General features: G+C 66.1%; 18 protein-coding genes. 6 read left to right on the forward strand and 12 right to left on the reverse strand.

Going from position 1 to position 22360, the window contains the following annotated elements:
* Positions 1 to 61: 61 nt before the first annotated feature.
* The 3 genes from glp to BRADO_RS19200 all read left to right on the forward strand — a co-directional run bounded on the left by glp (position 62) and on the right by BRADO_RS19200 (position 2927).
* Positions 62 to 1267 (forward strand): gephyrin-like molybdotransferase Glp, encoded by a 1206-nt coding sequence (gene glp, locus BRADO_RS19190; protein WP_011927001.1) that lies wholly within the window; start codon positions 62 to 64, stop codon positions 1265 to 1267.
* A 220-nt stretch (positions 1268 to 1487) separates the two neighbouring features.
* Positions 1488 to 2186, forward strand: coding sequence for a transcriptional repressor LexA (gene lexA / locus BRADO_RS19195; protein WP_008960206.1), 699 nt, complete (start codon positions 1488 to 1490; stop codon positions 2184 to 2186).
* Between the two features lie 300 nt (positions 2187 to 2486).
* Complete coding sequence (locus BRADO_RS19200; protein ID WP_011927002.1) at positions 2487 to 2927, forward strand: hypothetical protein; 441 nt, start codon at positions 2487 to 2489, stop codon at positions 2925 to 2927.
* 171 nt (positions 2928 to 3098) lie between these two features.
* Here BRADO_RS19200 and BRADO_RS19205 read toward each other — a convergent pair whose 3' ends face one another.
* On the reverse strand, positions 3099 to 5390 hold the full coding sequence (locus BRADO_RS19205) for a ComEC/Rec2 family competence protein (RefSeq protein ID WP_041756726.1): 2292 nt from the start codon (positions 5388 to 5390) through the stop codon (positions 3099 to 3101).
* A gap of 143 nt (positions 5391 to 5533) precedes the next feature.
* On the opposite strand from BRADO_RS19205, the gene BRADO_RS19210 reads away from it, so the two are divergent.
* Positions 5534 to 5746 (forward strand): hypothetical protein, encoded by a 213-nt coding sequence (locus BRADO_RS19210; RefSeq protein WP_011927004.1) that lies wholly within the window; start codon positions 5534 to 5536, stop codon positions 5744 to 5746.
* Positions 5747 to 5762: 16 nt separating this feature from the next.
* Here BRADO_RS19210 and BRADO_RS19215 read toward each other — a convergent pair whose 3' ends face one another.
* A complete protein-coding gene (locus BRADO_RS19215) occupies positions 5763 to 7451 on the reverse strand; it encodes a glutamine--tRNA ligase/YqeY domain fusion protein (protein WP_041756727.1) in 1689 nt (562 codons plus the stop codon).
* A 136-nt stretch (positions 7452 to 7587) separates the two neighbouring features.
* Here BRADO_RS19215 and gltX point away from each other — a divergent pair, with 136 nt between their 5' ends.
* Both gltX and gltA read left to right on the forward strand, forming a co-directional pair.
* On the forward strand, positions 7588 to 9024 hold the full coding sequence (gene gltX, locus BRADO_RS19220; RefSeq protein ID WP_011927006.1) for a glutamate--tRNA ligase: 1437 nt from the start codon (positions 7588 to 7590) through the stop codon (positions 9022 to 9024).
* Between the two features lie 332 nt (positions 9025 to 9356).
* Positions 9357 to 10661 carry a citrate synthase gene (gltA, locus tag BRADO_RS19225; protein ID WP_011927007.1) on the forward strand — a complete coding sequence of 435 codons (1305 nt, stop codon included), beginning with the start codon at positions 9357 to 9359 and terminating at the stop codon, positions 10659 to 10661.
* A gap of 357 nt (positions 10662 to 11018) precedes the next feature.
* On the opposite strand, the gene lpxB is transcribed toward gltA, so the two are convergent.
* The 10 genes from lpxB to BRADO_RS19275 form a co-directional block, all read right to left on the reverse strand.
* The gene (gene lpxB, locus BRADO_RS19230; RefSeq protein WP_011927008.1) at positions 11019 to 12215 is read right to left on the reverse strand and encodes a lipid-A-disaccharide synthase; all 1197 of its coding nucleotides are present in this window, start codon (positions 12213 to 12215) and stop codon (positions 11019 to 11021) included.
* Positions 12212 to 13069 carry an LpxI family protein gene (locus BRADO_RS19235; RefSeq protein WP_011927009.1) on the reverse strand — a complete coding sequence of 286 codons (858 nt, stop codon included), beginning with the start codon at positions 13067 to 13069 and terminating at the stop codon, positions 12212 to 12214. The genes lpxB and BRADO_RS19235 overlap by 4 nt, the downstream gene beginning before the upstream one ends.
* A gap of 5 nt (positions 13070 to 13074) precedes the next feature.
* Positions 13075 to 13887: an acyl-ACP--UDP-N-acetylglucosamine O-acyltransferase gene (lpxA, locus tag BRADO_RS19240; RefSeq protein WP_011927010.1), complete on the reverse strand. Its 813-nt coding sequence runs from the start codon at positions 13885 to 13887 to the stop codon at positions 13075 to 13077.
* Between the two features lie 29 nt (positions 13888 to 13916).
* Positions 13917 to 14375, reverse strand: a complete 459-nt coding sequence (fabZ, locus tag BRADO_RS19245) for a 3-hydroxyacyl-ACP dehydratase FabZ (protein WP_006611100.1) — start codon at positions 14373 to 14375, stop codon at positions 13917 to 13919.
* A complete protein-coding gene (lpxD, locus tag BRADO_RS19250) occupies positions 14375 to 15442 on the reverse strand; it encodes a UDP-3-O-(3-hydroxymyristoyl)glucosamine N-acyltransferase (protein WP_011927011.1) in 1068 nt (355 codons plus the stop codon). The genes fabZ and lpxD overlap by 1 nt, the downstream gene beginning before the upstream one ends.
* A 112-nt stretch (positions 15443 to 15554) precedes the next feature.
* Positions 15555 to 18116, reverse strand: coding sequence for an outer membrane protein assembly factor BamA (gene bamA / locus BRADO_RS19255; RefSeq protein WP_011927012.1), 2562 nt, complete (start codon positions 18114 to 18116; stop codon positions 15555 to 15557).
* 172 nt (positions 18117 to 18288) lie between these two features.
* On the reverse strand, positions 18289 to 19440 hold the full coding sequence (gene rseP, locus BRADO_RS19260; RefSeq protein WP_011927013.1) for an RIP metalloprotease RseP: 1152 nt from the start codon (positions 19438 to 19440) through the stop codon (positions 18289 to 18291).
* Positions 19441 to 19479: 39 nt separating this feature from the next.
* On the reverse strand, positions 19480 to 20703 hold the full coding sequence (gene dxr / locus BRADO_RS19265) for a 1-deoxy-D-xylulose-5-phosphate reductoisomerase (RefSeq protein WP_011927014.1): 1224 nt from the start codon (positions 20701 to 20703) through the stop codon (positions 19480 to 19482).
* Between the two features lie 40 nt (positions 20704 to 20743).
* Positions 20744 to 21601, reverse strand: coding sequence for a phosphatidate cytidylyltransferase (locus tag BRADO_RS19270; protein WP_011927015.1), 858 nt, complete (start codon positions 21599 to 21601; stop codon positions 20744 to 20746).
* A complete protein-coding gene (locus BRADO_RS19275; RefSeq protein WP_011927016.1) occupies positions 21598 to 22356 on the reverse strand; it encodes an isoprenyl transferase in 759 nt (252 codons plus the stop codon). Before BRADO_RS19275 ends, BRADO_RS19270 begins: the two co-directional genes overlap by 4 nt.
* Between the last annotated feature and the right edge of the window lie 4 nt (positions 22357 to 22360).

The raw sequence follows: 22360 nt of genomic DNA on the forward strand, positions 1-22360 counted from the left end.
GCCATGCGCGTTCGGCTAGAAGGCGATTCCTGTTTTCGTCCTGCTGTTCGAAGGAACTCTCATGGCGCTGATGCCGGTCTCCGATGCATTGTCCGCGGTGCTCGCCGGCGCCGAGCCGCTCGCCGAGGAATTTGTGGCGCTGGACGACGCGTTTCACCGGGTTCTGGCGCGGGATCTCGCGGCGCTGCGGACGCAGCCTCCGGAGGCGATGTCGGCCATGGACGGTTACGCGCTGCGCGCAGCCGATGCCACGGCCAAGGCGCGGCTGAAGGTGATCGGCGAGGTCGCGGCGGGGCGGCCGTTCGATCGACTCGTCGGCCCCGGCGAGGCAGCGCGCATCTTCACCGGCGGCGTGGTGCCCGAGGGCGCCGACGCGGTCGTGATCCAGGAGGACACGACGGCGGACGGCAGCCACGTCGTGATCAATGAGCCGGCGATCAAGGGCCGCCACATCCGGCCCGCGGGCGTCGACTTCCATGAGGGCATGGTGCTGCTGAAGGCCGGCCGCCGGCTCAGCGACCGCGACCTGTCGCTCGCGGCCAGCATGAATTATCCGACGTTGCCGGTACGGCGCCGGCCCAAGGTTGCTCTGCTCGCGACCGGCGACGAGCTGGTGATGCCGGGCTCGACGCCCGGCCCTGGCCAGATCGTCTATTCGAACGGCTACGGCCTGCGCGCGCTGATGCGCAGCGAGGGCGCCCAGCCGATCGACCTCGGCATCGCCGCAGATACGCTGGAGGCCACGGTCGCCGGGATCCGCCGGTCGCGCGATGCGGAGGCCGATATCCTGGTGACGACCGGGGGCGCCTCGGTCGGCGATCACGACCTGGTCAAGCAGGCGCTCGACGCCGAGGGCGTCGAAATGGCGTTCTGGAAGATCGCGATGCGGCCGGGCAAGCCGATGATGCATGGCCGTCTCGGCGGCATGCGCGTGATCGGCCTGCCGGGCAATCCGGTGTCATCCTACGTCTGCGCCGTGCTGTTTCTGGTGCCACTGATTCGCAGCCTGCTCGGTCGCGAGGCGCAGCTGCCGCGCGAGACCGCCCTGCTCGGCCGCGAGCTCGGGGCCAATGATTCGCGCGAGGATTATTTGCGCGCACAGCTCGACATCCGCGCGGACGGCGTGCTGGTCGCGACGCCGGTGACGCAGCAGGACTCGTCGCTGCTCGGGAATCTCGCGCTGTCGCAGGCGCTGGTCATCCGTCCGGCGTTCGCGCCGAAGGCTGCAGCCGGAAGCCCCTGCGAGATCCTCCGCCTGCCGCTTTGAGCCAATTTCCCCGGCAAAGCCCGGTCTGTTCACCCTATTTTTAGGATTGCGGAACACACATCGAACATATAGTGTTCGTTCATGATTTGTTTTTAGTATGTTGCGGGCGAATGCGATCGTCCGAGTCCCGTTCGCTCTTCGACACTGGTCTTGGGAGCATCACTGGTCTTGGGAGCATCGTGCGGGACTCGAACGACATCAAACCGGGGACAAGGTCGAGATGCTGACGCGCAAACAGTACGAACTTCTGCGGTTCATCAACGAGCGGCTGAAGGAAGCCGGCGTGCCGCCGTCCTTCGACGAGATGAAGGATGCGCTCGACCTGCGTTCGAAGTCCGGCATCCATCGTCTGATCACGGCGCTGGAGGAGCGCGGCTTCATCCGCCGGCTGCCGAACCGCGCCCGCGCCATCGAGGTGATCAAGCTGCCTGAGCTGTCTCAGGCGGCCGGCAATCGCCGCGGCTTCACGCCGTCGGTGATCGAAGGCAATCTCGGCAAGGTCCGCACCTCGACGCCGGCGCTGGAGGATGGCGAGCGTCCGGTAGCGGTGCCGGTGATGGGCCGAATTGCCGCGGGCACGCCGATCGAGGCGCTGCAGACCCGCAGCCACACCATCAGCGTGCCGGCCGACATGCTCGGCAATGGCGATCACTACGCGCTCGAGGTGCGCGGCGATTCGATGGTCGATGCCGGCATCCTCGATGGCGACATGGCGCTGATCCAGCGCAACGAGACCGCGGACACCGGCGACATCGTCGTGGCGCTGATCGACGACGAGGAGGCGACCTTGAAGCGCTTCCGCCGCCGCGGCGCCTCGATCGCGCTGGAGCCGGCCAACACCGCCTATGAGGTGCGCATCCTGCCGCCCAACCGGGTCAAGATCCAGGGCAAGCTGGTCGGACTCTATCGCAAGTACTGATTGCGCGTGCTCCGCGGTCGCGGTGATGCATCGCGATCGCAGCACGGGCTGCTCAATCGATCGGCGGCGCGACGACACGCTGCGTGCGCCGCTCAAAAACAAGTCACGCGCGAGCGCACCTCATGATGTGCAGCGCGGCACGCTCAAACGCTTGTGATCGTCAGCGGCTGCACGCGGCGAAGATCAGCGCAGAAATGCCGCGAAGCGCGCGCTAACATCTCTCCGATGTCCACTCTGATAGAGGCCTGCGCCTGTCCGGGGGGAGCGCGGGTCGGCTATCTCTGAACGAGGAGCGATCCGATGTGTGACTACAGCCTCCATGCCGTTGCCTCCCGTCCCGCCAAAGTCGGCGAGACGCTGATCTCGACGACGTTCCGCGGCACCGCGACCCGCGGCTTCGCGCTCGAAAGCGAGCCGACCGTTGCGGTGTGCATGCTCCCTGGCACCGAGCTCGCCTTCGCCGAGGACGTCCGCTACGACAGCCGCTGGCTGTGGACGCGGACCATTCGGGAGCGCGTCGCCAAGTTCAACACCATCGAGAAGCACATCCCTGATCGTCATCACGACGCGATCGAGTTCGCCGACGGCCGTCATGTGCTGGTGACGCAGCTCTGCGAAGGCCAGCGGGTTACCGTGCTGCAACTGCCGGTCAGCAAGCAGCCCGGCGAGCGCCGCCCCGAGATCGCAACGGAGACGCCGGCGCAACAGCCGACACCGATCCGCCGCATCAGCATTACCTGACGCATCGGATCGAGCCCTCGCGTCCTCGCATCGGATCGCCTCCAGGCGCTGCAATCCCGGACCAGCCAAGGCCGGCCTGCGGATTGCAGCGTCTCCGCTGTTCCAGATGCCAGTTGGATGCCATGCGTATCGGCTTGAAGCGACCGATCTGAACCGGCTCGTCCGGACTAATTAGTCGTCTCCGCCCTGCTCCGTCTCCGGCGGTGTCGCATCCTGCGCTCGCGGTCCCGGCGTGCGCGGAGTCAACGTGGTCTCGAACTCCCCGGCCTCAGCGGGCGCCGGCCACCACGGGCGGTCGGTGCCGTCGGCCCGCACGGGCACGACGGCGAATCCCTTGTCGCGCGCGACCAGCATCAACGCGCCCTGCTGCTGCAGGCGCGGGCGGTCGACGACAGCGGCCGCGCAGGATGATGGCGCGGCGCGCGCCGTCACCACCAGCGCCGCACGGGCGCAATCATCGGCGAGCGCATCCGCGCGCAGGGTGAGCGCAACGAGGCGGCCATCGGCCAGCGCCAGGACGCAGCCCGAATCGTCGCAGGACACGCCATGGCCGAGCGAGGAATCGGCCGGCAGCCGCGCATCGGCATCGGCGGCGAGCCACTCGCGGGTGACGAACACGTCCTTGCCGTTGCGCATCACATGCAGAAGCCCGTCGCGGCCGCGCACCGCGACCGCGCGGCCATCGCCGGAGACGAGAATGTCGGGCTGCGGCGTCGCGGCGGCCCATGCGGCCGCGATGGCGAGCACCGCCGCGCCGGACCAGCGCAGCGGCGTCCTGAGCAGGCCGATCAGGACGAGGCCGAAACTCGACACGATCAGCGGGCCGATGCCGAAGGCCGTGATGCGCCCGACCGCGCCCGGCAGCGCGGCGACCCAGCGCGTCACGGCGATCATCCAGTCGATGCCCCAGCCCATCACGGTCCACCACAAGCCATCGAGCCCGAACGGCGCAAACAGCAGGCCGAGCAGCCCGGCGGGCATCACCACCGCCGAGACCACCGGCATCGCCGCGAGGTTGGCGAGCAGGCCGTAGGGCGTGATGCGATGAAAGTGGAATGCGGCATAGGGCGTGGTGGCGAGGCCGGCGATCAGCGAGGCCAGGAGCAGCATCGAGAGCTCGCGGCCGCCCCACAGCGCGACGCGCTGCGCGGTCGAGGAATCCGGCGTCGCGAACAGTTTGGGCAGGCCGAACTGTACCAGCGCGACGAGGCCGAGGGTGGCCGCGAACGACATCTGAAAGCTCGGATGCACCAGCGCCTCCGGAGCGGCGATCAGCACGATCATGGCGGCCACAGCGAGCGTGCGGAAGGTGACGGCGCGGCGGTCGACCATGACGGCGATGAGCACCACCGCCGTCATGAAGAAGGATCTCTGCGTCGCGACCTCGGCGCCCGACAGCAACAGATAGAACGCGGCGGCCGCCAAAGCCGCGGCGGCCGCCCATTTCTTGATCGGATGGCTGACGGTCAGGCCCGGGATCAGCGCGAGCAGCGCGCGCACGGCGAAGAACACGACGCCGGCGACGACGGCCATGTGATAACCGGAGATCGACAGCACATGGCCGAGGCCGGAGATGAACATCGCGTCGTTGACGTCGGGCGTGACGGCGTCGCGTCGGCCAGTCAGAAGCGCAGTCGCAATCGCGCGCTCGTCGCCCGCAAGGCGCGCGCGGATGCGGGCGTCGATCACATCGCGCAGGTCCTGCATCGCCGCCGCATAGCGCAGGCCGACGCCGGCCGCCTGCGGCGGCGTCACGACGGTGATGGCGCCCATCACGAAGCCGGAGGCGCCGATGCCCTGGAAGAACATGTCGCGGGCAAAGTCGTAGGACCCGGGACGCACCGGCGCGAGCGGCGGCAACAGGCGTGCCTTCAGCTGCACGAAGCTGCCGACATCGGGCGCGGCGCCCTTGCGCACCGCGAGCCGGACGCGCGCAAGAGCCACGCTGCTGCGCTGACTCTCCATTGACGTCACGCGCAAAACGATGCGGTCGCTGCGCTCGCGGATATCGCGCGCCTCGACGAAGCCGGAGAGCGAGACGGAATACAGCGGTCGCGCCAGCAGCGGATGCGCCACCAGTGCCGTCTTCACGGTGGCGACGGCAAAGCCGGACGCCGTGGCTGCGATCATCACCGCCGCCGGAAACAACGGGTGCCGGCGCATGAGCACAGCGGCCGCGCCCAGCGCGAGCGCCAGGGCCACGCTCACCCACAGCAACGGCTCGTGATCGGCAGAGAAATACAGCGCGATGCCGGCGCCGAACGCGACGGGAACCCAGGGCAGCAGCCGCCCTGCCCCGGCCTCGTCGCGCGCCCAGCTCTTAAGCCTGACACCAAGGGACGATCCGATGCCGGAGCCGATTGCGGGCCAGCCGCCGGCCAGCGCGCCGCGCGGCGGCCAGACCTCGGCCATCACGCCCGCGATCCCGTGACGCCACCCCGGCGGCTGCTCCGGCCCCGCCATCGCCCACACCACCCGCTATCCGCACTGACCGTGGAGGCTACCTGAGGCTGCGCGGGCCCGCCTAGCAGAACGGAACGCGAATCCTGGCATTCTGCACACGCAGCTCCGCTGGAACTTTTCGCATTGCAAAGGATTATCGGGGTATGGACGCCCACAACATTGACGACCCGCTCGCCGACCTGGCTCTCGAAAAGGCCATCCACCTGCGCTGGACGCTGCGGGATATCAAGGCGAACCGGCTCACCCTGTCACCCGTGTCGGATGACGATCTCGCGCTGCTGACCGAGCGCGGCCTCGTCGCGCTCAGCGACGGCGTGCCGACGCTTACGGATGCCGGACAGGACGCGATCGGCTGAGGCCGGATCCGCCGGACTACCCTTTCGCGACCTCCTTCGCGAAGGTGTCGCGCAGGCCGATGGTGCGGTTGAACACCAGCCTGTCGGGCGTCGAGTCCGGATCGCGCACGAAGTAGCCCTGGCGCTCGAACTGAACAGGCGCATCCGAATTGCTGGCGGCGATCGAAGGCTCGATGCGCGCGTCGGCCAGCACCTCCAGCGAGTCCGGATTGAGGTCGGCGGTGAAATCGGCCGCGTTCGGGCTTGGATTGGCGAACAGCTGGTTGTAGAGGCGGATCTCGGCAGTCAGCGACTGCGCGGCCGGCAGCCAGTGCATCGTCGCCTTGACCTTGCGTCCGTCCGGCGCGTTGCCGCCCTTGGTCTCGGGATCATAGGTGCAGCGCAGCTCGACGATCTCGCCGGCATCGTTCTTGATGACCTCGCGGCACTTGATGAAATACGCGTAGCGCAGGCGCACCTCATTGCCGGGCGACAGGCGGAAGAACTTCTTCGGCGGGTTCTCCATGAAGTCATCCTGCTCGATATAGAGCTCGCGGCCGAAGGCGATCTTGCGCGTGCCGGCGGAGGGATCATCGGGATGATTGATCGCCTCGAGCTCCTCGACCTGGCCTTCCGGATAGTTCTCGATCAAGACCTTCAAGGGACGCAGCACCGCCATGCGGCGCTGCGCCGTTCGGTTGAGCTCCTCGCGGATGCAGAATTCCAGCATGCCGACGTCGACGACGCTGTTGGCTTTTGCAATGCCGATGCGCTTGGTGAATTCGCGCACCGCCGCCGGCGGCACGCCACGCCGCTTCAGCCCGGCAATGGTCGGCATGCGCGGATCGTCCCAGCCGGAGACATGCCCGTCCTGCACCAGCCGCGTCAGCACGCGCTTCGACAGCAGCGTGTAGGTCAGGTTGAGGCGCGCGAACTCGTACTGGCGCGGATGCGACGGCACCGGCAGCTTGTCGAGCAGCCATTCGTACAGCGGCCGGTGATCCTCGAATTCGAGCGTGCAGATCGAATGCGTCACGCCCTCGATCGCGTCCGACTGACCGTGTGCATAGTCGTAGCTCGGATAGATCTTCCAGGTGTCGCCGGTGCGCGGATGGTGCGCGTGCAGGATCCGGTACAGCACGGGGTCGCGCAGATTGATGTTGCCGGCCGCCATGTCGATCTTGGCGCGCAGCACGCGCGCGCCGTTCGGGAATTCACCGGCCTTCATGCGCCGGAACAGGTCGAGATTCTCCTCGACCGAACGATCGCGGAACGGGCTGTTCTTGCCTGGCTCGGTCAAGGTGCCGCGCGACGCCCGGATCTCCTCCTGGGTCTGGTCGTCGACATAAGCGAGGCCGGCCTTGATCAGGCCCTCGGCCCAGTCGTAAAGCCGCTCGAAATAATCCGAGGCGTAGAACAGATTGTCGCCCCAGTCGTAGCCGAGCCAGCGCACGTCGGCCTGGATGGAATCGATATATTCCTGCTCTTCCTTGGTCGGATTGGTGTCGTCGAAGCGCAGATTGCAGCGGCCGCCGAACTCCCGGGCGATGCCGAAGTTGAGACCGATCGACTTGGCATGGCCGATATGCAGGTAGCCGTTCGGCTCCGGCGGGAACCGGGTGACGACGGTCTTGTGCCTGCCGCTGTCGAGATCGGCCTGGACGATGTCGCGGATGAAGTCGCGCCCTGCCTCTGCCGTCGCTGCCGTGTCTGTCGTCGTGGTCATCAAGAATGTCCTGCTCCGGAATCTTCCAGCCTATCTGCCAAATCCGCCTCCCCCAAGGAAGGCTTTAGTTATGCAATAGGCCTGCTATACACCCCCCGCCCTTTACAGCCCCTGCCTGGATTTCGTGCTGCCGCCCATGACCTCATCGACCACCTCATCGATCGTCACGCGCTTTGCCCCCTCCCCGACCGGCTTTCTCCACATCGGAGGCGCCCGGACGGCCCTGTTCAACTGGCTTTATGCGCGCGGCCGGGGCGGCAAGATGCTGCTCCGGATCGAGGATACCGACCGCGAGCGCTCGACGACCGCGGCGATCGACGCCATCCTTGATGGGCTGAAATGGCTCGAGCTCGATTGGGACGGCGAGGTCATCTATCAATATAGCCGCGCGGCGCGGCATCGCGAGGTCGCCGAGCAGTTGCTCGCGACCGGCATGGCGTATCGCTGTTATGCCACCGCCGAGGAGCTGGTCGCCATGCGCGAGAAGGCGCGCGCCGAGGGCCGTACACGCCTGTACGACGGCATGTGGCGCGACCGCGATCCCAAGGAGGCGCCCGAGGGCGTGAAGCCGACCATCCGCCTGCGCGCGCCGCTGACCGGCGAGACCATGGTCGAGGACCAGGTGCAGGGCCGCGTGGTCTGGCAGAACGAGAACCTCGACGACCTTGTGCTGCTGCGAGGCGATGGCAATCCGACCTACATGCTGGCGGTGGTCGTCGACGACCACGACATGGGCGTCACCCACGTCATCCGCGGTGACGATCATTTGATCAACGCCGCGCGCCAGAAGCAGATCTACGATGCGCTGGGCTGGACGGTGCCGTCGATGTCGCACATCCCGTTGATTCACGGGCCTGACGGCTCGAAGCTGTCGAAGCGTCACGGCGCGCTCGGCGTCGATGCGTACCGCGCGATGGGATATTTGCCGTCCGCGCTGCGCAATTATCTGGTGCGGCTCGGCTGGAGCCATGGCGATCAGGAGATCTTCTCGACCGAGGAGATGATCAAAGCCTTTGACCTGCCGGCGATCGGCCGCTCGGCGGCGCGTTTCGATTTCGCCAAGCTCGAGAACCTCAACGGCCATTACATCCGCCACAGCGACGATGCCGAACTGGTACGCCAGTTCGAGGATGTGCTGAACTACGTGCCAAACGGCGCGGCTCTGAAGGCCAAGCTGAATGATGCCACCCGCGCGCAGCTTACGCAGGCGATGCCGAGCCTCAAGGAGCGCGCCAAGACGCTGCTCGAGCTGATCGACGGCGCCGCCTTCATCTTCGCCGATCGGCCGCTGCCGATCGACGCCAAGGCGGCCGCCCTGCTGACACCGGAGAGCCGCGCTTTGATCGGCCGGCTGCACGCGGCACTTTCCGCCGTCGAGCCCTGGAGTGGGCCGGCCACCGAGGCCGCGCTGCGTGCGTTTGCCGAGGCCAACAATCTCAAGCTGGGCGCAGTGGCCCAGCCGCTGCGCGCCGCGCTGACCGGGCGCACGACCTCGCCCGGCATTTTCGACGTCCTGGCCATTTTGGGACGTGATGAATCCCTGGGCCGCCTGAAGGACCAGGCCATCGCATAAGGTCTCATTAACCGCCATCTTGCAGCGCACATGGCAATACGGTACGCATTTGTGCGGCACGAATTGGTGTCCCGGGCTTTGACAATCGTCACACGGTGCGGCGGGCTCGTTTGCTGATGTGAAACCCGAAGGACACTAGTAAGTATAAGATTCCAGTACGGTTTCGGATTTGACCTTCGCTTAAGATGTTCACGGCAACAGTGCCGCGGACCACGCTGACGGCAAAGTCAGAGCCACCGCACTAGATAAGGTCCACCCGCCCTGCGATCTCTCGCACATGACAAGGGCCGAAGCCTAACGATCACGCCTAACGATCTCATCGGGGACTAACGATGGACGCAAAATCCGAAAGCAAGACCGCGACGCTCACCGTCGGCAACAAGAACTACGATCTTCCGATCCTGAGCGGCACCGTGGGTCCCGACGTCATCGACATCGGCAAGCTCTACGCCCAGGCCGGGATGTTCACCTATGACCCCGGCTTCACCTCGACCGGCAGCTGCCAGTCCAAGATCACCTATATCGACGGCGACGCCGGCGTCCTGGAATACCGCGGCTATCCGATCGAGCAGCTCGCCGAAAAGGGCGACTTCCTCGAGACCTGCTATCTGCTGCTGTACGGGGAACTCCCGACGCCGGCGCAGAAGAAGGATTTCGACTATCGCGTGACCCATCATACGATGGTGCACGAGCAGATGGCCCGCTTCTTCCAGGGCTTCCGCCGCGACGCCCATCCGATGGCCGTCATGGTCGCCTCGGTCGGCGCGCTCGCCGCGTTCTATCACGACTCGACCGACATCAACGATCCCAAGCAGCGGATGATCGCCTCGATCCGGATGATCGCGAAGATCCCGACCCTGGCTGCGATGGCCTACAAATATTCGATCGGCCAGCCTTTCGTTTATCCGAAGAACGCGCTGTCCTTCTCCGAGAACTTCCTCAACATGTGCTTCGCGGTGCCGTGCGAGGAGTACAAGCCAAACCCGGTGCTCGCCAACGCGCTCGACAAGATCTTCATCCTGCACGCCGACCACGAGCAGAACGCCTCGACCTCCACGGTGCGCATCGCCGGCTCCTCGGGCGCCAACCCGTTCGCCTGCATCGCCGCCGGCATCGCCTGCCTGTGGGGACCGGCGCATGGCGGCGCCAACGAGGCGGCGCTGAACATGCTGGCCGAGATCGGCACCGTCGACAAGATTCCCGAGTTCATCGCCAAGGTGAAGGACAAGAACAGCGACGTGCGCCTGATGGGCTTCGGCCATCGCGTCTACAAGAACTATGACCCGCGCGCCAAGATCATGCAGAAGATGTGTCACGCGGTGCTCAAGGAGACGGGCCACGCCGACGATCAGATGCTCAAGGTCGCGATGGAGCTCGAGAAGATCGCGCTCAGCGATCAGTACTTCATCGACCGCAAGCTCTACCCGAACGTCGACTTCTACTCGGGCATCACCTTGAAGGCGATGGGCTTCCCGGTCTCGATGTTCACCGTGCTGTTCGCGGTCGCCCGCACCGTCGGCTGGATCAGCCAATGGAGCGAGATGATCGAGGACCCGCAGCAGAAGATCGGCCGTCCACGCCAGCTCTACACCGGCGTCACCACGCGCCAGTACATCGATATCGACAAGCGCAGCTGATCGCGGCGAAGCGATCAATGATGAAAGGCCCGTTCAGCACGCTGAACGGGCCTTTTTTCTTTGCGCTGGCATGTCGGTCATCTCAGATCGGATGCGACTTAGGCCGTCGCGTAGTCCGGGTGAGCGCAGCGACACCCGGGGTCTCAAGCGGCAGCCGTGATGAACCCGGATGTCGCTACGCTCATCCGGCCACGATCTTGAGCCGCGAGGCGCCGTCGGGTGGGCAAAGCGGCGCCGCAAGGCGGCAGTGTGCCCACCGTCGGAGCCGAACAGCGAGATGGTGGGCCCGGCGCCGCAACGAATGTTCGTGGGGCAAAGAGCACGGCAGCGCCTTTGCCCACCCTACGCTCCGTGTGATCAGGCCGGTTCGTGTCGGCCGCCGCGCATTGTCGCGAGCACGATGTCGGCCGCGCGGACACTTGGTGAATCCGCACCGGTGGCCATGATGTCATCGAGACCATTAAAGGCTTCGACCTGCCGCATGCGGATCGGGCCGTCGTTCAAAAGATCGACCAGCACGGGGGCGAGATTGTCGGCCGTGCAGGCTTCCTGCAGGAATTCCGGGATGACGTTGTCGCCGATCACGAGATTGGCGAGAATGACAGACTGCACCTTGATGAGACGGCGCAGGATGAAGGCTTCGACATCGCCGACGCGATAGGCGGTCACCATCGGCACGCCCGACAGCGCCAGCTCGAGCGTCACCGTGCCGGACTTGGCGAGCGCGGCGCGGGCACTGCGAAAGGCGGCACGCTTCTCGGCGTCCCCCATGATGATAGCGGGCTTCACCGGCCAGCTCGCAACCCCTGCCCTGACCGCGGCTTCCAGATGCGGCGTGGTCGGCAGCACCGCCTCGAACACAACGCCTTGCGCCTGCAGCCGCGCCAGCGTCTCGCCGAACACCGCGATGTGGCGCGCGACCTCGCTGCGGCGGCTGCCGGGCAGCACCAGCAGAACCGGCGGCTTGGCATCGCGGCGCGCCTGCTCGGCCGTGTCGGGCCGCAACGTCGCAAGCTGCTCCGTGAGGGGATGGCCGACATAGGTGCAGGGCGGACCACCGAGCCTGCGATACGCGTCGGGCTCAAAGGGCAACAGGCCGAGCACGTGATCGAGATAGCCGCGCATCACGCGCGCGCGGCCGGGACGCCAGGCCCACACCGTCGGCGCTGCGTAGTTGACGATCGGGATCGTCGCGTCGCGCGCGTGAACGCGCTTCGCCACGCGCTGGGTGAAATCGGGGCTGTCGATGATCACGAGCACGTCGGGCTGCGCCGCCACGACCGCATCCACGGTGCGCCGGATCAGTCCGAGAATCTTTGGCAGCTGCTTGATCACCGCGGTGAAGCCGACGATCGAGAGCTCCTCGATCGGAAACAGCGAGACGAGACCCTCGCCGATCATGCCGCGGCCGCCGACGCCGGAGAATACGACGCCGTCACCGAGGCGCTGGCGGAGCGCTTTCATCAGCGGGGCGCCGAGGCGATCACCCGACTCTTCGGTGGCGACGAGGCAGATCCTGCGGACGACCGGGCTGGCGGACGGCTGCGGCGTCACGCCGTCACGCCCGTGATGAACACGCCGGCGCGGTCGGCGGCGGTCACGGTCTCCTGCGGATCGGCGAGCAGCGTGTACGCAGAGGCCACGGCGACGCCTGCAAGACCTGCCGCCGACAGCCCCTGGACGGTGCGCGGGCCGATGGTCGGCAGATCGTAGCGGAGATCCTGGCCGGCCTTCGGCGCCTTCACCAGCACGCCCCGTCCGACGGCCGAGCGGATGCGGCGGTCGGCGCGCAGGCGCGCCACGCGCGCCAGCAGGCCGTCCGTGCCCTCGATGTCTTCCAGGGCGACGACGTGACCGTCGATAACGACCACGGCCTGCCCGACGTCGAATGGCGCCATCGCGCGCAGCACGGACATTCCCTTGGCGATGTCGCCGGTGACCAGATCGGTCGGCCGGCTTCGGGTCAGAGGCCCCTCGGGCACGAGCAAATTGGGCGCGACGTCCTTGACGCCGATCATGTGGAAGCCGTGCCGCTCGAAGATGCGGCCGACGCCGGACAGCAGATGATCATCGCCGCCACGAAACGCGGACCAGATGTAGGGCAGCTCGCGCAGCGTGCCCCAGTCGAAGCGGATCTCCGAAACCGCGGGACGCACGAGATTGCCGATGAACATCAGGTCGCGCACGCCCTCGGCCTTCAGCAGCTTCAGAGCATTGCCGAGCTGGCCGAGGCCGATCCAGTGATGGCGGAAGCGCGCCAGCGGCTTTGGATCGCAGATGCCCTTCAAGGCAAACAGCACCGGAGTCTGGCCGCGCGCAACGATGGCGTCAGCGACCGCGAACGGCAGCACGCCGCCGGCGGCAATCAGGCCGACAGGCGCCGTGGTCTCGCTGTCCGGCCCACCCATGACGATCAGGCCTCGGCGGGCGCCGATCTGCCGATCTCCGGCAGACACAGCGCGCGGTGGCGGCCGCCTTCGATAAAGGCGAGGATTTCGTCGATGGCCGGATCGTCACCGGCCATCGGGCGCACGGCCGCGAGGCGATCGGCGAACACGCCGGGGCCGTGGAACAGCTTCTGATAGAAGGCGCGAACGGTCGCGAGCCGCTCGCGGGTGAACTTGCGGCGCTTCATTCCGATCACGTTGAGGCCTTCGAGCGCGGCGTACTGGCCGTTGACGAGACCATAGGGGATGACGTCACCGCGCACGCCGCAGACGCCGCCGACCATCACGCCATGCCCGATCCGGGTGAACTGATGCACGGCGGAGAGCCCGCCGATGTAGACGGCATCGCCGACCTCCACATGGCCGCCAAGCGTCGCCGAGGTTGCGAAGATCACGTTGTTGCCGACGACGCAATCATGGGCGACGTGGGCGTTGTTCATGAAGAACCCGCCATTGCCGACCTTGGTCAGGCCGCCGCCCTTGGTGGTGCCGATGTTCATCGTCACGCCCTCGCGGAAGGTGCAGCCGGAGCCGATCTCGAGCCGGTGCGGCTCGCCGCGATAACTGAGGTCCTGCGGGGCGCCGCCGAGCACGACGAAGGGCGAGATCACATTGTCGTCGCCGATCGTGGTGTGACCCATGATCTGGACGTGGCTGATCAGCTTGCAGTTCGCGCCGATCACGACGTTCGGGCCGATGATGCAATAGGGACCGATCACGGTGCCCTCGCCGATCACGGCGCCGGCCTCGACACGGGCGGTGGGATCAATCTTGCTCATCTCAACGCAACCAACTCTTTTTCAGCACGTCAGTCGGTCAGCATCGCGCCGACATCGGCCTCGGCGACGACCACGCCGTCGACCTTAGCATCGCCGTGGAACCACCACATCGTCTTGCGGCGGCCGATCGAGCGCATGTGGTACTCGATGGTCTGGCCCGGCAGCACCGGCTTGCGGAACTTGCACTTGTCGATGGTCAGGAAATACACCGCGCGCGGCTTTTCCGTGCCCTCGACCGATTTGATGCCGATGACGCCTGCTGTCTGCGCCATGCCCTCGATCATCAGCACACCCGGATAGACCGGCCGTTCCGGGAAATGGCCCTGGAAGCACGGCTCATTGAACGAGACGTTCTTGACGCCGATGCCGCTGTAATCGGCCCGGATGTTCTTCACGCGGTCGATCAGGAGAAACGGGTTGCGGTGCGGCAGCGTCTTCAGAATCTCGTTGATGTCGATGTCCGCAAACTTGATGGGTGACTCCTCCATCACTCCCGTCCTTCGTCCCTGCTCGTCGCCGTCTGATCGCGTACCAGCCGTTCCACCGCAACGATCTCGCGGAACCACTGCTTGGTCGGCTTGGCGAAGAAGCCGCCCCACCGGCCGTTCGGCGGGATATCGTCCTTGACACCGCTCATCGCGGTGACCTGCGCCCCATCGCCGATCGTCAGGTGATTGTTGATGCCGACCTTCGCCCCAAGCGCGACGTTGTCGCCGATCGTGAGGCTTCCTGCCAGCCCGATCTGGGCCGCCAGCAGGCAATGCCGGCCGATTGTGACATTGTGGCCGATCTGCACCTGGTTGTCGATTTTGGTGCCCTCGCCGATCACGGTGTCACGCAGGCTGCCGCGGTCGATCGTCGTGCCGGCGCCGACCTCGACATGGTTCTGGATGATCACCCGGCCGGTCTGCGGCACCTTGGTGTGCCCGTTGGCCCCGAAGAAGATGAAGCCATAGCCGTCCTGGCCGATGCTGCAGCCGGGATGGATCAGCACGTCGTTGCCGATCAGCGAACATTGGATGACCGTGCGGGCGCCGACATTGCAGTCGCGGCCGACCTTGACGTGTGGACCGATCACCGCGCCGGCGCCGACGATGGTCCCTGCGCCGATCTCGACATGGGCGCCGATCACCGCCAGCGGCTCGACGATCACGCCGTCCTCCAGCCGTGCAGTGGGATCGATGATCGCCTGAGGCGAGATACCGTCATCGCCGAACCAGGGCTGTGGACGCAGCGCGTCGGCATGGAACTCGCGGGCCAGTTGCACGAAGGCGCGGAAAGGCTGGTTGGCCCTCACCACCACGACATGGCCGGGCACGCGCGCCTCGAAGCGCGGGCTCACGAGGCAGGCCCCGGCATTGGTCCGGGCCAGCTGGTCGGCGTATTTGAGGTTGTCGAAGAACGCCAGGTGCATCGGACCGGCTTCGTCGAGCGCGGCCAGTCCCTTGATCACCTTGTCGCCCTGCGAGACATCGGCGAGCTCCGCCTTGGCCTTCGCTGCGATTGCCGCCAGCGTCATCGGAGGTGGAGATTGGAAAAAGGTCGGCTGGGCCATCCCGTCACACTCTCAAAACGTCAGAGCCCGGCTCCAGTCTCCCGGAACCGAGCTCTCATCTCTTACACCGGCTGGGTTGGTCCACGCCAACCCGGATTCGATCGGCTCAGGCTCAGAAGGAGGTACCGCCGCCGAACCGGAACTCCTGGGTCCGGTCGAACTGACCCTTGGTGAGCGGGATCGCGTAGTCGAAGCGCAGCGGACCGAACGGCGACGCCCACACCAGACCGACACCGACAGAGCTGCGGACCTTGTTCTGGTCGTCGAACTGCAGGCCGAGGCAGGTGCCGGCATTGGCCGGGACCGTCGCTGTGGCACGGGTCGGCGCCCGGCAGCCCGCCACGTTGACCTCGCCCGTCGCCGCCCAGGACGTCGGACCCTGATATCCCCACAGGCCGCCCGCATCAGCATAGACCGCGCCCTTCAGGCCCGTCTCCTTGGGCAGGAACCAGAACGGCATCTGCAATTCGAGCGAAGCGCCCCAGTACTTGGTGCCGCCCAGCGCGTCCTGTGTGCCGAAGGGGTTGATGTCGCGCGGACCGATGCCGTTCGGAGCAAAGCCGCGCACCAGGTTCGGACCCATCTGGAAGTGGTCGAGCATGCGCAGCTGCGTGTTGCCGATCTTGTTCAGGATACCGCCTTGCAGATGGACGATGCTGACGATGTCCGACACCAGCGGGGTGAAGTACTTCGCATCGAACGCCGTCTTCAGGTAGGAGACGTCGCCGCCGACGCCCGCGAAGTCCTGCTTGAAATCGACCAGCAGGCCATCGGTCGGGTTCTTGTTATTGTCGAGCGTGTTGTAGTTCAGCGTGTAGCCGAGCGCCGAGGTCAGCGTCGCGCCATTCGCCAGCTCCTGGCGGACCGGCAGCGAGGCCTCGCCATTGGCGAAGCAGCCAAGGCCGTTGTTGCCGGTCGGATCGACACCGCCGAGGTTGCCGTTGATGAAGGCGGGCGTCGGACTGAACGGCACGAACCGGTTACCGACCATGCTGCCGGCGGCAATGTTGTTACAGTCTGACAGCGTCGTCGGCAGCGTGATCTCCTGGCGGTAGATCGAGTAGCGCAGCTGCAGGGACAGGTCCTCACGCAGCTGGAAGCCGAGCCGCGGGCTAAAACCGAGCGTCTTGGTGCCGTAGGAGATGAAGTTGTTGGCCAACTGCTGGCGCTGATAGAGGTCGAGACCCAGCGCGACACGGTAGTCGAGCAGATAGGGCTCCACGAAGGACAGCGAGTAGCCGCGAGCGAACTGGCCGTAGGTCACCGAAGCCTTGGCGAACAGGCCACGGCCCAGGAAGTTGCGCTCCGAGATCGAAACCTCGGCCAGCGCGCCGTCGGTGGTCGAATAGCCGCCCGAGATAGAGAAGTCGCCGGTCGACTTCTCCTCGAGATTGACGACCAGGATGACGCGGTCGCTCGACGAGCCGGGCTCGGTCGAGATCTTCACGTCCTTGAAGAAGTCGAGGTTCTTCAGGCGGCGCTCGGCACGGTCCACCAGGGCGCGGTTGTAGGCGTCGCCCTCGGAGATGTCGAACTCGCGGCGAATGACGTAATCGCGGGTGCGGGTGTTGCCGCGGATGTTGATGCGCTCGATGTAGGTGCGCGGGCCCTCGTCGACGGCGAACACCACCGACACGGTGTGGGCCTCGAAGTTGCGGTCACCGCGCGGACGGACCACCGCGAACGCATAACCGCGCCGCGAGGCCTCGATCTGCATCTCCTCGACCGACTTCTCGATGTTTTCGACGTTGTACAGCGATCCGACGCTGACGCGCGAGTAATTGCGCAACGCGTTGGGGTCGAGCGTCGCGATCGACGACTGGAAGTCGACCGAACCGACGCGGTACTGCTGACCTTCCTCGATCTTGAAGGTCACCATGAAGCCCTTGCGCTCGGGATCATACTCGCTGAGCGCGGCGACCACCTGCACGTCGGCATAGCCGTTCTTGAGGTAGAAGCGGCGGATCAGGTCGCGGTCGGCCTCGACGCGGTCCGGATCATAGACGTCGCCGGAGCCAAGGAAGCTCAGGAGGTTGGTCTCGCGGGTCTTGATGACGTCCTTGAGGCGATAGGACGAGAAAGCGTTGTTGCCGACGAACTCGATCGACTTCACGCCGGTCTTCGGGCCTTCCTGGATCGTGAAGATGAGGTCGACGCGGTTGTTCGGCTGCTCGATCATCTCGGGCGTGACGCGCACGTCATAGCGGCCGGAGCGGCGATAGATCTCGGCGATGCGCTGCGCGTCGGACTGCACCATCGGCTTCGACAGCGTCCCGCGCGGCTTGGACTGCACCTCCGCCTGGAGCTGCTCGTCCTTGACCTTCTTGTTGCCCTCGAACGCGACGCGTCCAATGACCGGATTTTCGACCACGGAAACGATCAGCCGGCCACCCTGGCGGTTGATCTTCACGTCCGAGAACAGGCCGGTTTCGATCAGGGCCTTGAGGCCGTCGTCGATCCGGCCGGCGTCCAGCGTGCCGCCCGGACCGGGCTTGAAGTAGGAGCGGATGGTCTCCAGTTCGACGCGGCGGTTACCCACCACCTCGATCGAGTTGACCGTCTGAGCCGCGACCGGCGACGACATCACCACGCTCGCCAGCGGCAAGGCCACCGGAACGGCGAACATGATAAAGGCGGCCGCCAAGCCCCCCCGCACCCGCAATCCGAACTTCATGCGCTACGCGCCCTTATTCCGATGCCGGTTCAGTACCCCTACCGAGCCGACAGATTCCCATTTGTCGTTCGCTTGTAACCAATTTGCCTTGGACGGCAAACGCCGGATTTCTCCGAATTTTCAAGTTCGTTTCAAAACGTTGCCTATCCGCCACGTCGTAAAAAAGCCGACTTCAGGACCCCGCGAGGTGGAGGATGTCGTTATAGGTCGCAAAGACCATCAGCATGAGCACCAGTCCGAGGCCGATTCGGAACCCCATCTCCTGGGCTCTTTCCGACAAAGGACGGCCGCGAACCGCCTCAACCCCGTAAAACAGCAGGTGTCCACCATCCAGCAGCGGAACCGGGAACAGGTTCAACAGCCCGATCGAGACGGAGATCATCGCGCACCAGTTGACCAGGACCTGGAACCCGAGGCTCGCCGCCTGCCCCGACAGCTGGGCGATTCGGATCGGTCCGCCGAGATCGCCGGCATTGCCGCTTCCCGCGAACAACGAGCCGATGAACTTGAAGGTTGTGGTGATGATGAACCAGACCTGCTCGAAGCCGAACTTGATCGATTCGAGGAACCCGACCGGGATGGCCCGTGATTCGTCCGGCTTGGCGTTGTACTGGATGCCGAGCACCCCGATGCGGTGACTGTTGCCGAACGTGTCCTTGACCTCCTTCAGCGCCGGGGTGGCCTTCAACGTCAGCTCGGTGCCGTCCCGCTTGATCAAAAAGCTCAGCTCCGAGCCGGCATTCACCGACACCACGCGCTGCATGTCGGCGAAGGTCTCGATGGCCCGGCCATCAATGGCGGCAATGACGTCGCCGGTCTTGAACCCGGCCGCCGCTGCGACACTGTCCGGCTGTACGGCGTCGACCCGCGGTGTCGTGTTCGGCTTGCCGAAGTAGAGAGCCATGCCGGCGAAGATGACGACGGCGAGGATGAAATTGGCGATCGGGCCGGCCGCGACAATCGCGGCGCGCTGTCCGACGGTCTTGTGGTGGAAGCTGTCGGCGCGCTCCTGCTCGGTCATCTTGGCAAGCGCCTCGGTCGAGGGCGTGGACGCCTCGGATTCATCGCCGAAGAACTTGACGTAGCCGCCGAGCGGGATCGCGGAGATCTTCCAGCGCGTGTTGTGGCGGTCGTTGAAACCGATCAACTCAGGACCAAATCCGAGCGAAAACGTTAAGACCTTCACGCCCGCCCAGCGGGCGATCAAGAAATGGCCGAGCTCGTGGAAGAACACGACGATCGTGAGCACGAACAGGAAGGGGATGATGGTGCCGAGCAGGCCGTGGCTCAACGTATTGAAAATATGGTGGAAAATTTCGGACATCGATAACCTTCCCGATGGGCCGGCGGCCCGTCCAACCCTTTAAGATGCTTTTGCGGCGATTTGAGGCAAGAGCCCCGCGGCCCTTTTTCGGGCATCATGGTCAATGGCGATCGCGTCGTCCGCCGATGACAGAGGTGCCTGATTACCGGATCGCGTCCAGTCGTTGAGCGTCGCCTCGACCAGCCGGGCAATCGCGCCGAAGCGGATATGGCCACCGATGAACGCCGCCACCGCAACTTCGTTGGCCGCATTGAAGACGGTCGTGGCGCCGCGCCCCGCGCGCAGCGAATCGTAGGCCAGCCGCAGGCCGGGGAACCGCTCGAAGTCCGGCGCCTCAAAGGTCAGCGTGCCGATTTTGGCCAGGTCGAGCCGCGCCGACGGTCCCTTGATGCGCTCCGGCCAGCCCAGGCAGTGCGCGATTGGGATCCGCATGTCGGGCGCGCCGAGCTGGGCGACCACCGAACGGTCGGAGAACTCGACCATGCCGTGGACGATCGACTGCGGATGCACCAGCACGTCGATCTCGTCCGGCGACAGCGCGAACAGGTACGACGCCTCGATCACCTCGAGACCCTTGTTCATCATCGAAGCCGAATCGATCGTGATCTTCTGGCCCATGCTCCAGTTCGGATGCTTGAGCGCCTGCTCGAGCGTCGCCTGCTCGATGTCCTGGGGTGCCCAGGTCCGGAACGGACCGCCTGACGCGGTGATGATGACCCGGACCAGCTCCTCGCGGTTGCCCGAGGACAGCGCCTGGAACAGTGCGTTGTGCTCCGAATCGGCCGGCAGGATGCAGGCGCCGGCCTGTGCCGCGCGCTGCATGAAGAAATCGCCGGCACAGACCAGGCATTCCTTGTTGGCGAGGGCGACGGTGGCCCCGCGGTCGACGGCGGCAAGCGCCGGCTTCAGGCCGGCGGCGCCGGACACGGCGGCCATGACCCAGTCGGCCGGCCGCGCAGCGGCCTCGATGATCGCGCTCTCCCCGGCCCCGCAGGCGATCCCGGTGCCGGCGAGTGCCTCGCGCAACTCGCCGAGCCGGGCCGGATCTGCGACCGCCACGAAGCGGGAATTGAACTCGCGGGCGAGCTTGGCGAGGCCCTCGATGTTGCTGTTGCCGGTCAGCGCCTCGACCCGGTAGCGCTCGGGCGCGCCGCGCAGGAGGTCCATGGTCGAATCGCCGATCGAGCCGGTGGCGCCGAGCACGGTGATGCTGCGCACATCAGCCGCGATCGCCTTGTTGTTTCGCAATGGCACTGCGCTCATGTTCTCACCAAACAATCTCGACCGGTCGCCAAGGCACCGGTCACCAAACCAGAAGACCGCGGCCGACGCCGTCGAGGCCGCCGCGGAGCAAACCCACCACAGCCGCGAACACGATCGCGGCGACGTAGCCATCCAGGCGGTCCAATAGGCCGCCATGCCCCGGGATGATGTGACTTGAATCCTTGACGCCGAAGTGCCGCTTGACCGCGGACTCCGCGAGGTCGCCGAGCTGCGACACAACCGACAGCACCGCCGCCAGCGCCACCATGCTCGCCACGCCGCCGGCGCCGGCCAGCGACCAGCAGGCGGCCGCGACGAGGCTCGCCGCGAAGCCGCCGATCGCGCCGGCCCAGGTCTTGTTCGGGCTGATCCGCGGCGCGAGCTTCGGCCCGCCGATGCCGCGCCCCGCCACATAGCCGCCGATGTCGCTCGACCACACCACCAGGAAGACCAGCACCAGGGCGTACCATCCCTGCGACGCATCGAGCCGCACGATCACCGAGGCGAGCTCGGCCGCCGCGGCGTAGATGAAGCCGCTGGCGGCCCAGCTGCGATGGCCGGCCGCGAGCGCGGTGACGAGCGCAAGACCGAGACCGAGCACGCCCACGGCGAAATCGACCAGGCCGAAGGCGAGACAGACGCCGGATAGCGCGATGGCCACGGCGCCCGCGACACTGACGCCGACGGCACGGACCTCGCCCACGACCATCAGCCATTCGAGATAGAGGCCGACGGCGACAACGGTGACCAGCGTGGTCCAGAACACGCCGCCGGCATAGGCCACCCCCAGCGCCAGGGGCACCAGCACGAGCGCCGCCGCGATGCGCAGCAGAAGATTGCTCGGCGCCGCCTTTTTCGGCTGCGCGTCCGCCACGGCTGCGGTGTCCGGTTTGCTCACGAGGCGGTTTTCGCCACGAGGCCGCCGAAGCGGCGTTCACGCCGGCCGAACTCGGCGATCGCGCCTTCCAGCGCCGCCTTGTCGAAGTCAGGCCAATGCTGGGGCACGAACACCAGCTCGCTATAGGCGGCCTGCCACATCAGGAAGTTCGACAGCCGCTGCTCGCCGCTGGTCCGGATGATCAGATCGGGATCGGGAATGTCGGGCACATCGAGATGCGCGCCGATGGCGTCCGCATCGATCGAAGCGGGATCGCGCCTTCCCTCGGCGACTTCGCGCGCGAGATTCTGAGCGGCGCGCGCGATCTCCTGGCGCGAGCCGTAGTTGAACGCCACCACCAGTGTCAGCTTGGTGTTGGCCCGCGTGAGCTCCTCGGCCTCGCTGAGCAGCGCGCAGATGTCGGGCTCGAGGCCCGCGCGCTCGCCGATCACCCGGACGCGGACGCCATCGCGATGCAGCGTGGCCAGATCGTTGCGGATGAAGCGACGCAACAGGCCGAAGAGATCGCCGATCTCGCTGGCGGGCCGCGACCAGTTCTCCGACGAGAACGAGAAGATGGTGAGATAACGAATGCCGAGCTCATCAGAGGCGCGCACCACGCGACGCAGCGCCTCGACGCCGCGGCGATGTCCCTCCGCGCGCGGCAAGCCACGGGCCGCAGCCCAGCGGCCGTTGCCATCCATGATAATGGCAACATGGGCCGGTGCGTCGGACCGGTCCGGCGCTTCCTTCACCGGGGCCGCGGCTTTGGACATCAGG

It is taken from the genome of Bradyrhizobium sp. ORS 278, assembly GCF_000026145.1.
GTDB lineage: Bacteria > Pseudomonadota > Alphaproteobacteria > Rhizobiales > Xanthobacteraceae > Bradyrhizobium.

Excerpts from the sequence above, each read along its gene's own strand:
- BRADO_RS19275 (WP_011927016.1), bottom strand. The coding sequence starts at position 22,356 with ATGTCCAAAGCCGCGGCCCCGGTGAAGGAAGCGCCGGACCGGTCCGAC.
- bamA (WP_011927012.1), bottom strand. The coding sequence starts at position 18,116 with ATGAAGTTCGGATTGCGGGTGCGGGGGGGCTTGGCGGCCGCCTTTATC.
- BRADO_RS19200 (WP_011927002.1), top strand. The coding sequence starts at position 2,487 with ATGTGTGACTACAGCCTCCATGCCGTTGCCTCCCGTCCCGCCAAAGTC.
- BRADO_RS19215 (WP_041756727.1), bottom strand. The coding sequence starts at position 7,451 with ATGACCACGACGACAGACACGGCAGCGACGGCAGAGGCAGGGCGCGAC.
- glp (WP_011927001.1), top strand. The coding sequence starts at position 62 with ATGGCGCTGATGCCGGTCTCCGATGCATTGTCCGCGGTGCTCGCCGGC.
- lpxD (WP_011927011.1), bottom strand. The coding sequence starts at position 15,442 with ATGGCCCAGCCGACCTTTTTCCAATCTCCACCTCCGATGACGCTGGCG.
- rseP (WP_011927013.1), bottom strand. The coding sequence starts at position 19,440 with ATGTCCGAAATTTTCCACCATATTTTCAATACGTTGAGCCACGGCCTG.
- dxr (WP_011927014.1), bottom strand. The coding sequence starts at position 20,703 with ATGAGCGCAGTGCCATTGCGAAACAACAAGGCGATCGCGGCTGATGTG.
- BRADO_RS19205 (WP_041756726.1), bottom strand. The coding sequence starts at position 5,390 with ATGGCGGGGCCGGAGCAGCCGCCGGGGTGGCGTCACGGGATCGCGGGC.
- fabZ (WP_006611100.1), bottom strand. The coding sequence starts at position 14,375 with ATGGAGGAGTCACCCATCAAGTTTGCGGACATCGACATCAACGAGATT.
- lpxA (WP_011927010.1), bottom strand. The coding sequence starts at position 13,887 with ATGAGCAAGATTGATCCCACCGCCCGTGTCGAGGCCGGCGCCGTGATC.
- BRADO_RS19210 (WP_011927004.1), top strand. The coding sequence starts at position 5,534 with ATGGACGCCCACAACATTGACGACCCGCTCGCCGACCTGGCTCTCGAA.
- lexA (WP_008960206.1), top strand. The coding sequence starts at position 1,488 with ATGCTGACGCGCAAACAGTACGAACTTCTGCGGTTCATCAACGAGCGG.
- BRADO_RS19235 (WP_011927009.1), bottom strand. The coding sequence starts at position 13,069 with ATGGGTGGGCCGGACAGCGAGACCACGGCGCCTGTCGGCCTGATTGCC.
- gltX (WP_011927006.1), top strand. The coding sequence starts at position 7,588 with ATGACCTCATCGACCACCTCATCGATCGTCACGCGCTTTGCCCCCTCC.
- gltA (WP_011927007.1), top strand. The coding sequence starts at position 9,357 with ATGGACGCAAAATCCGAAAGCAAGACCGCGACGCTCACCGTCGGCAAC.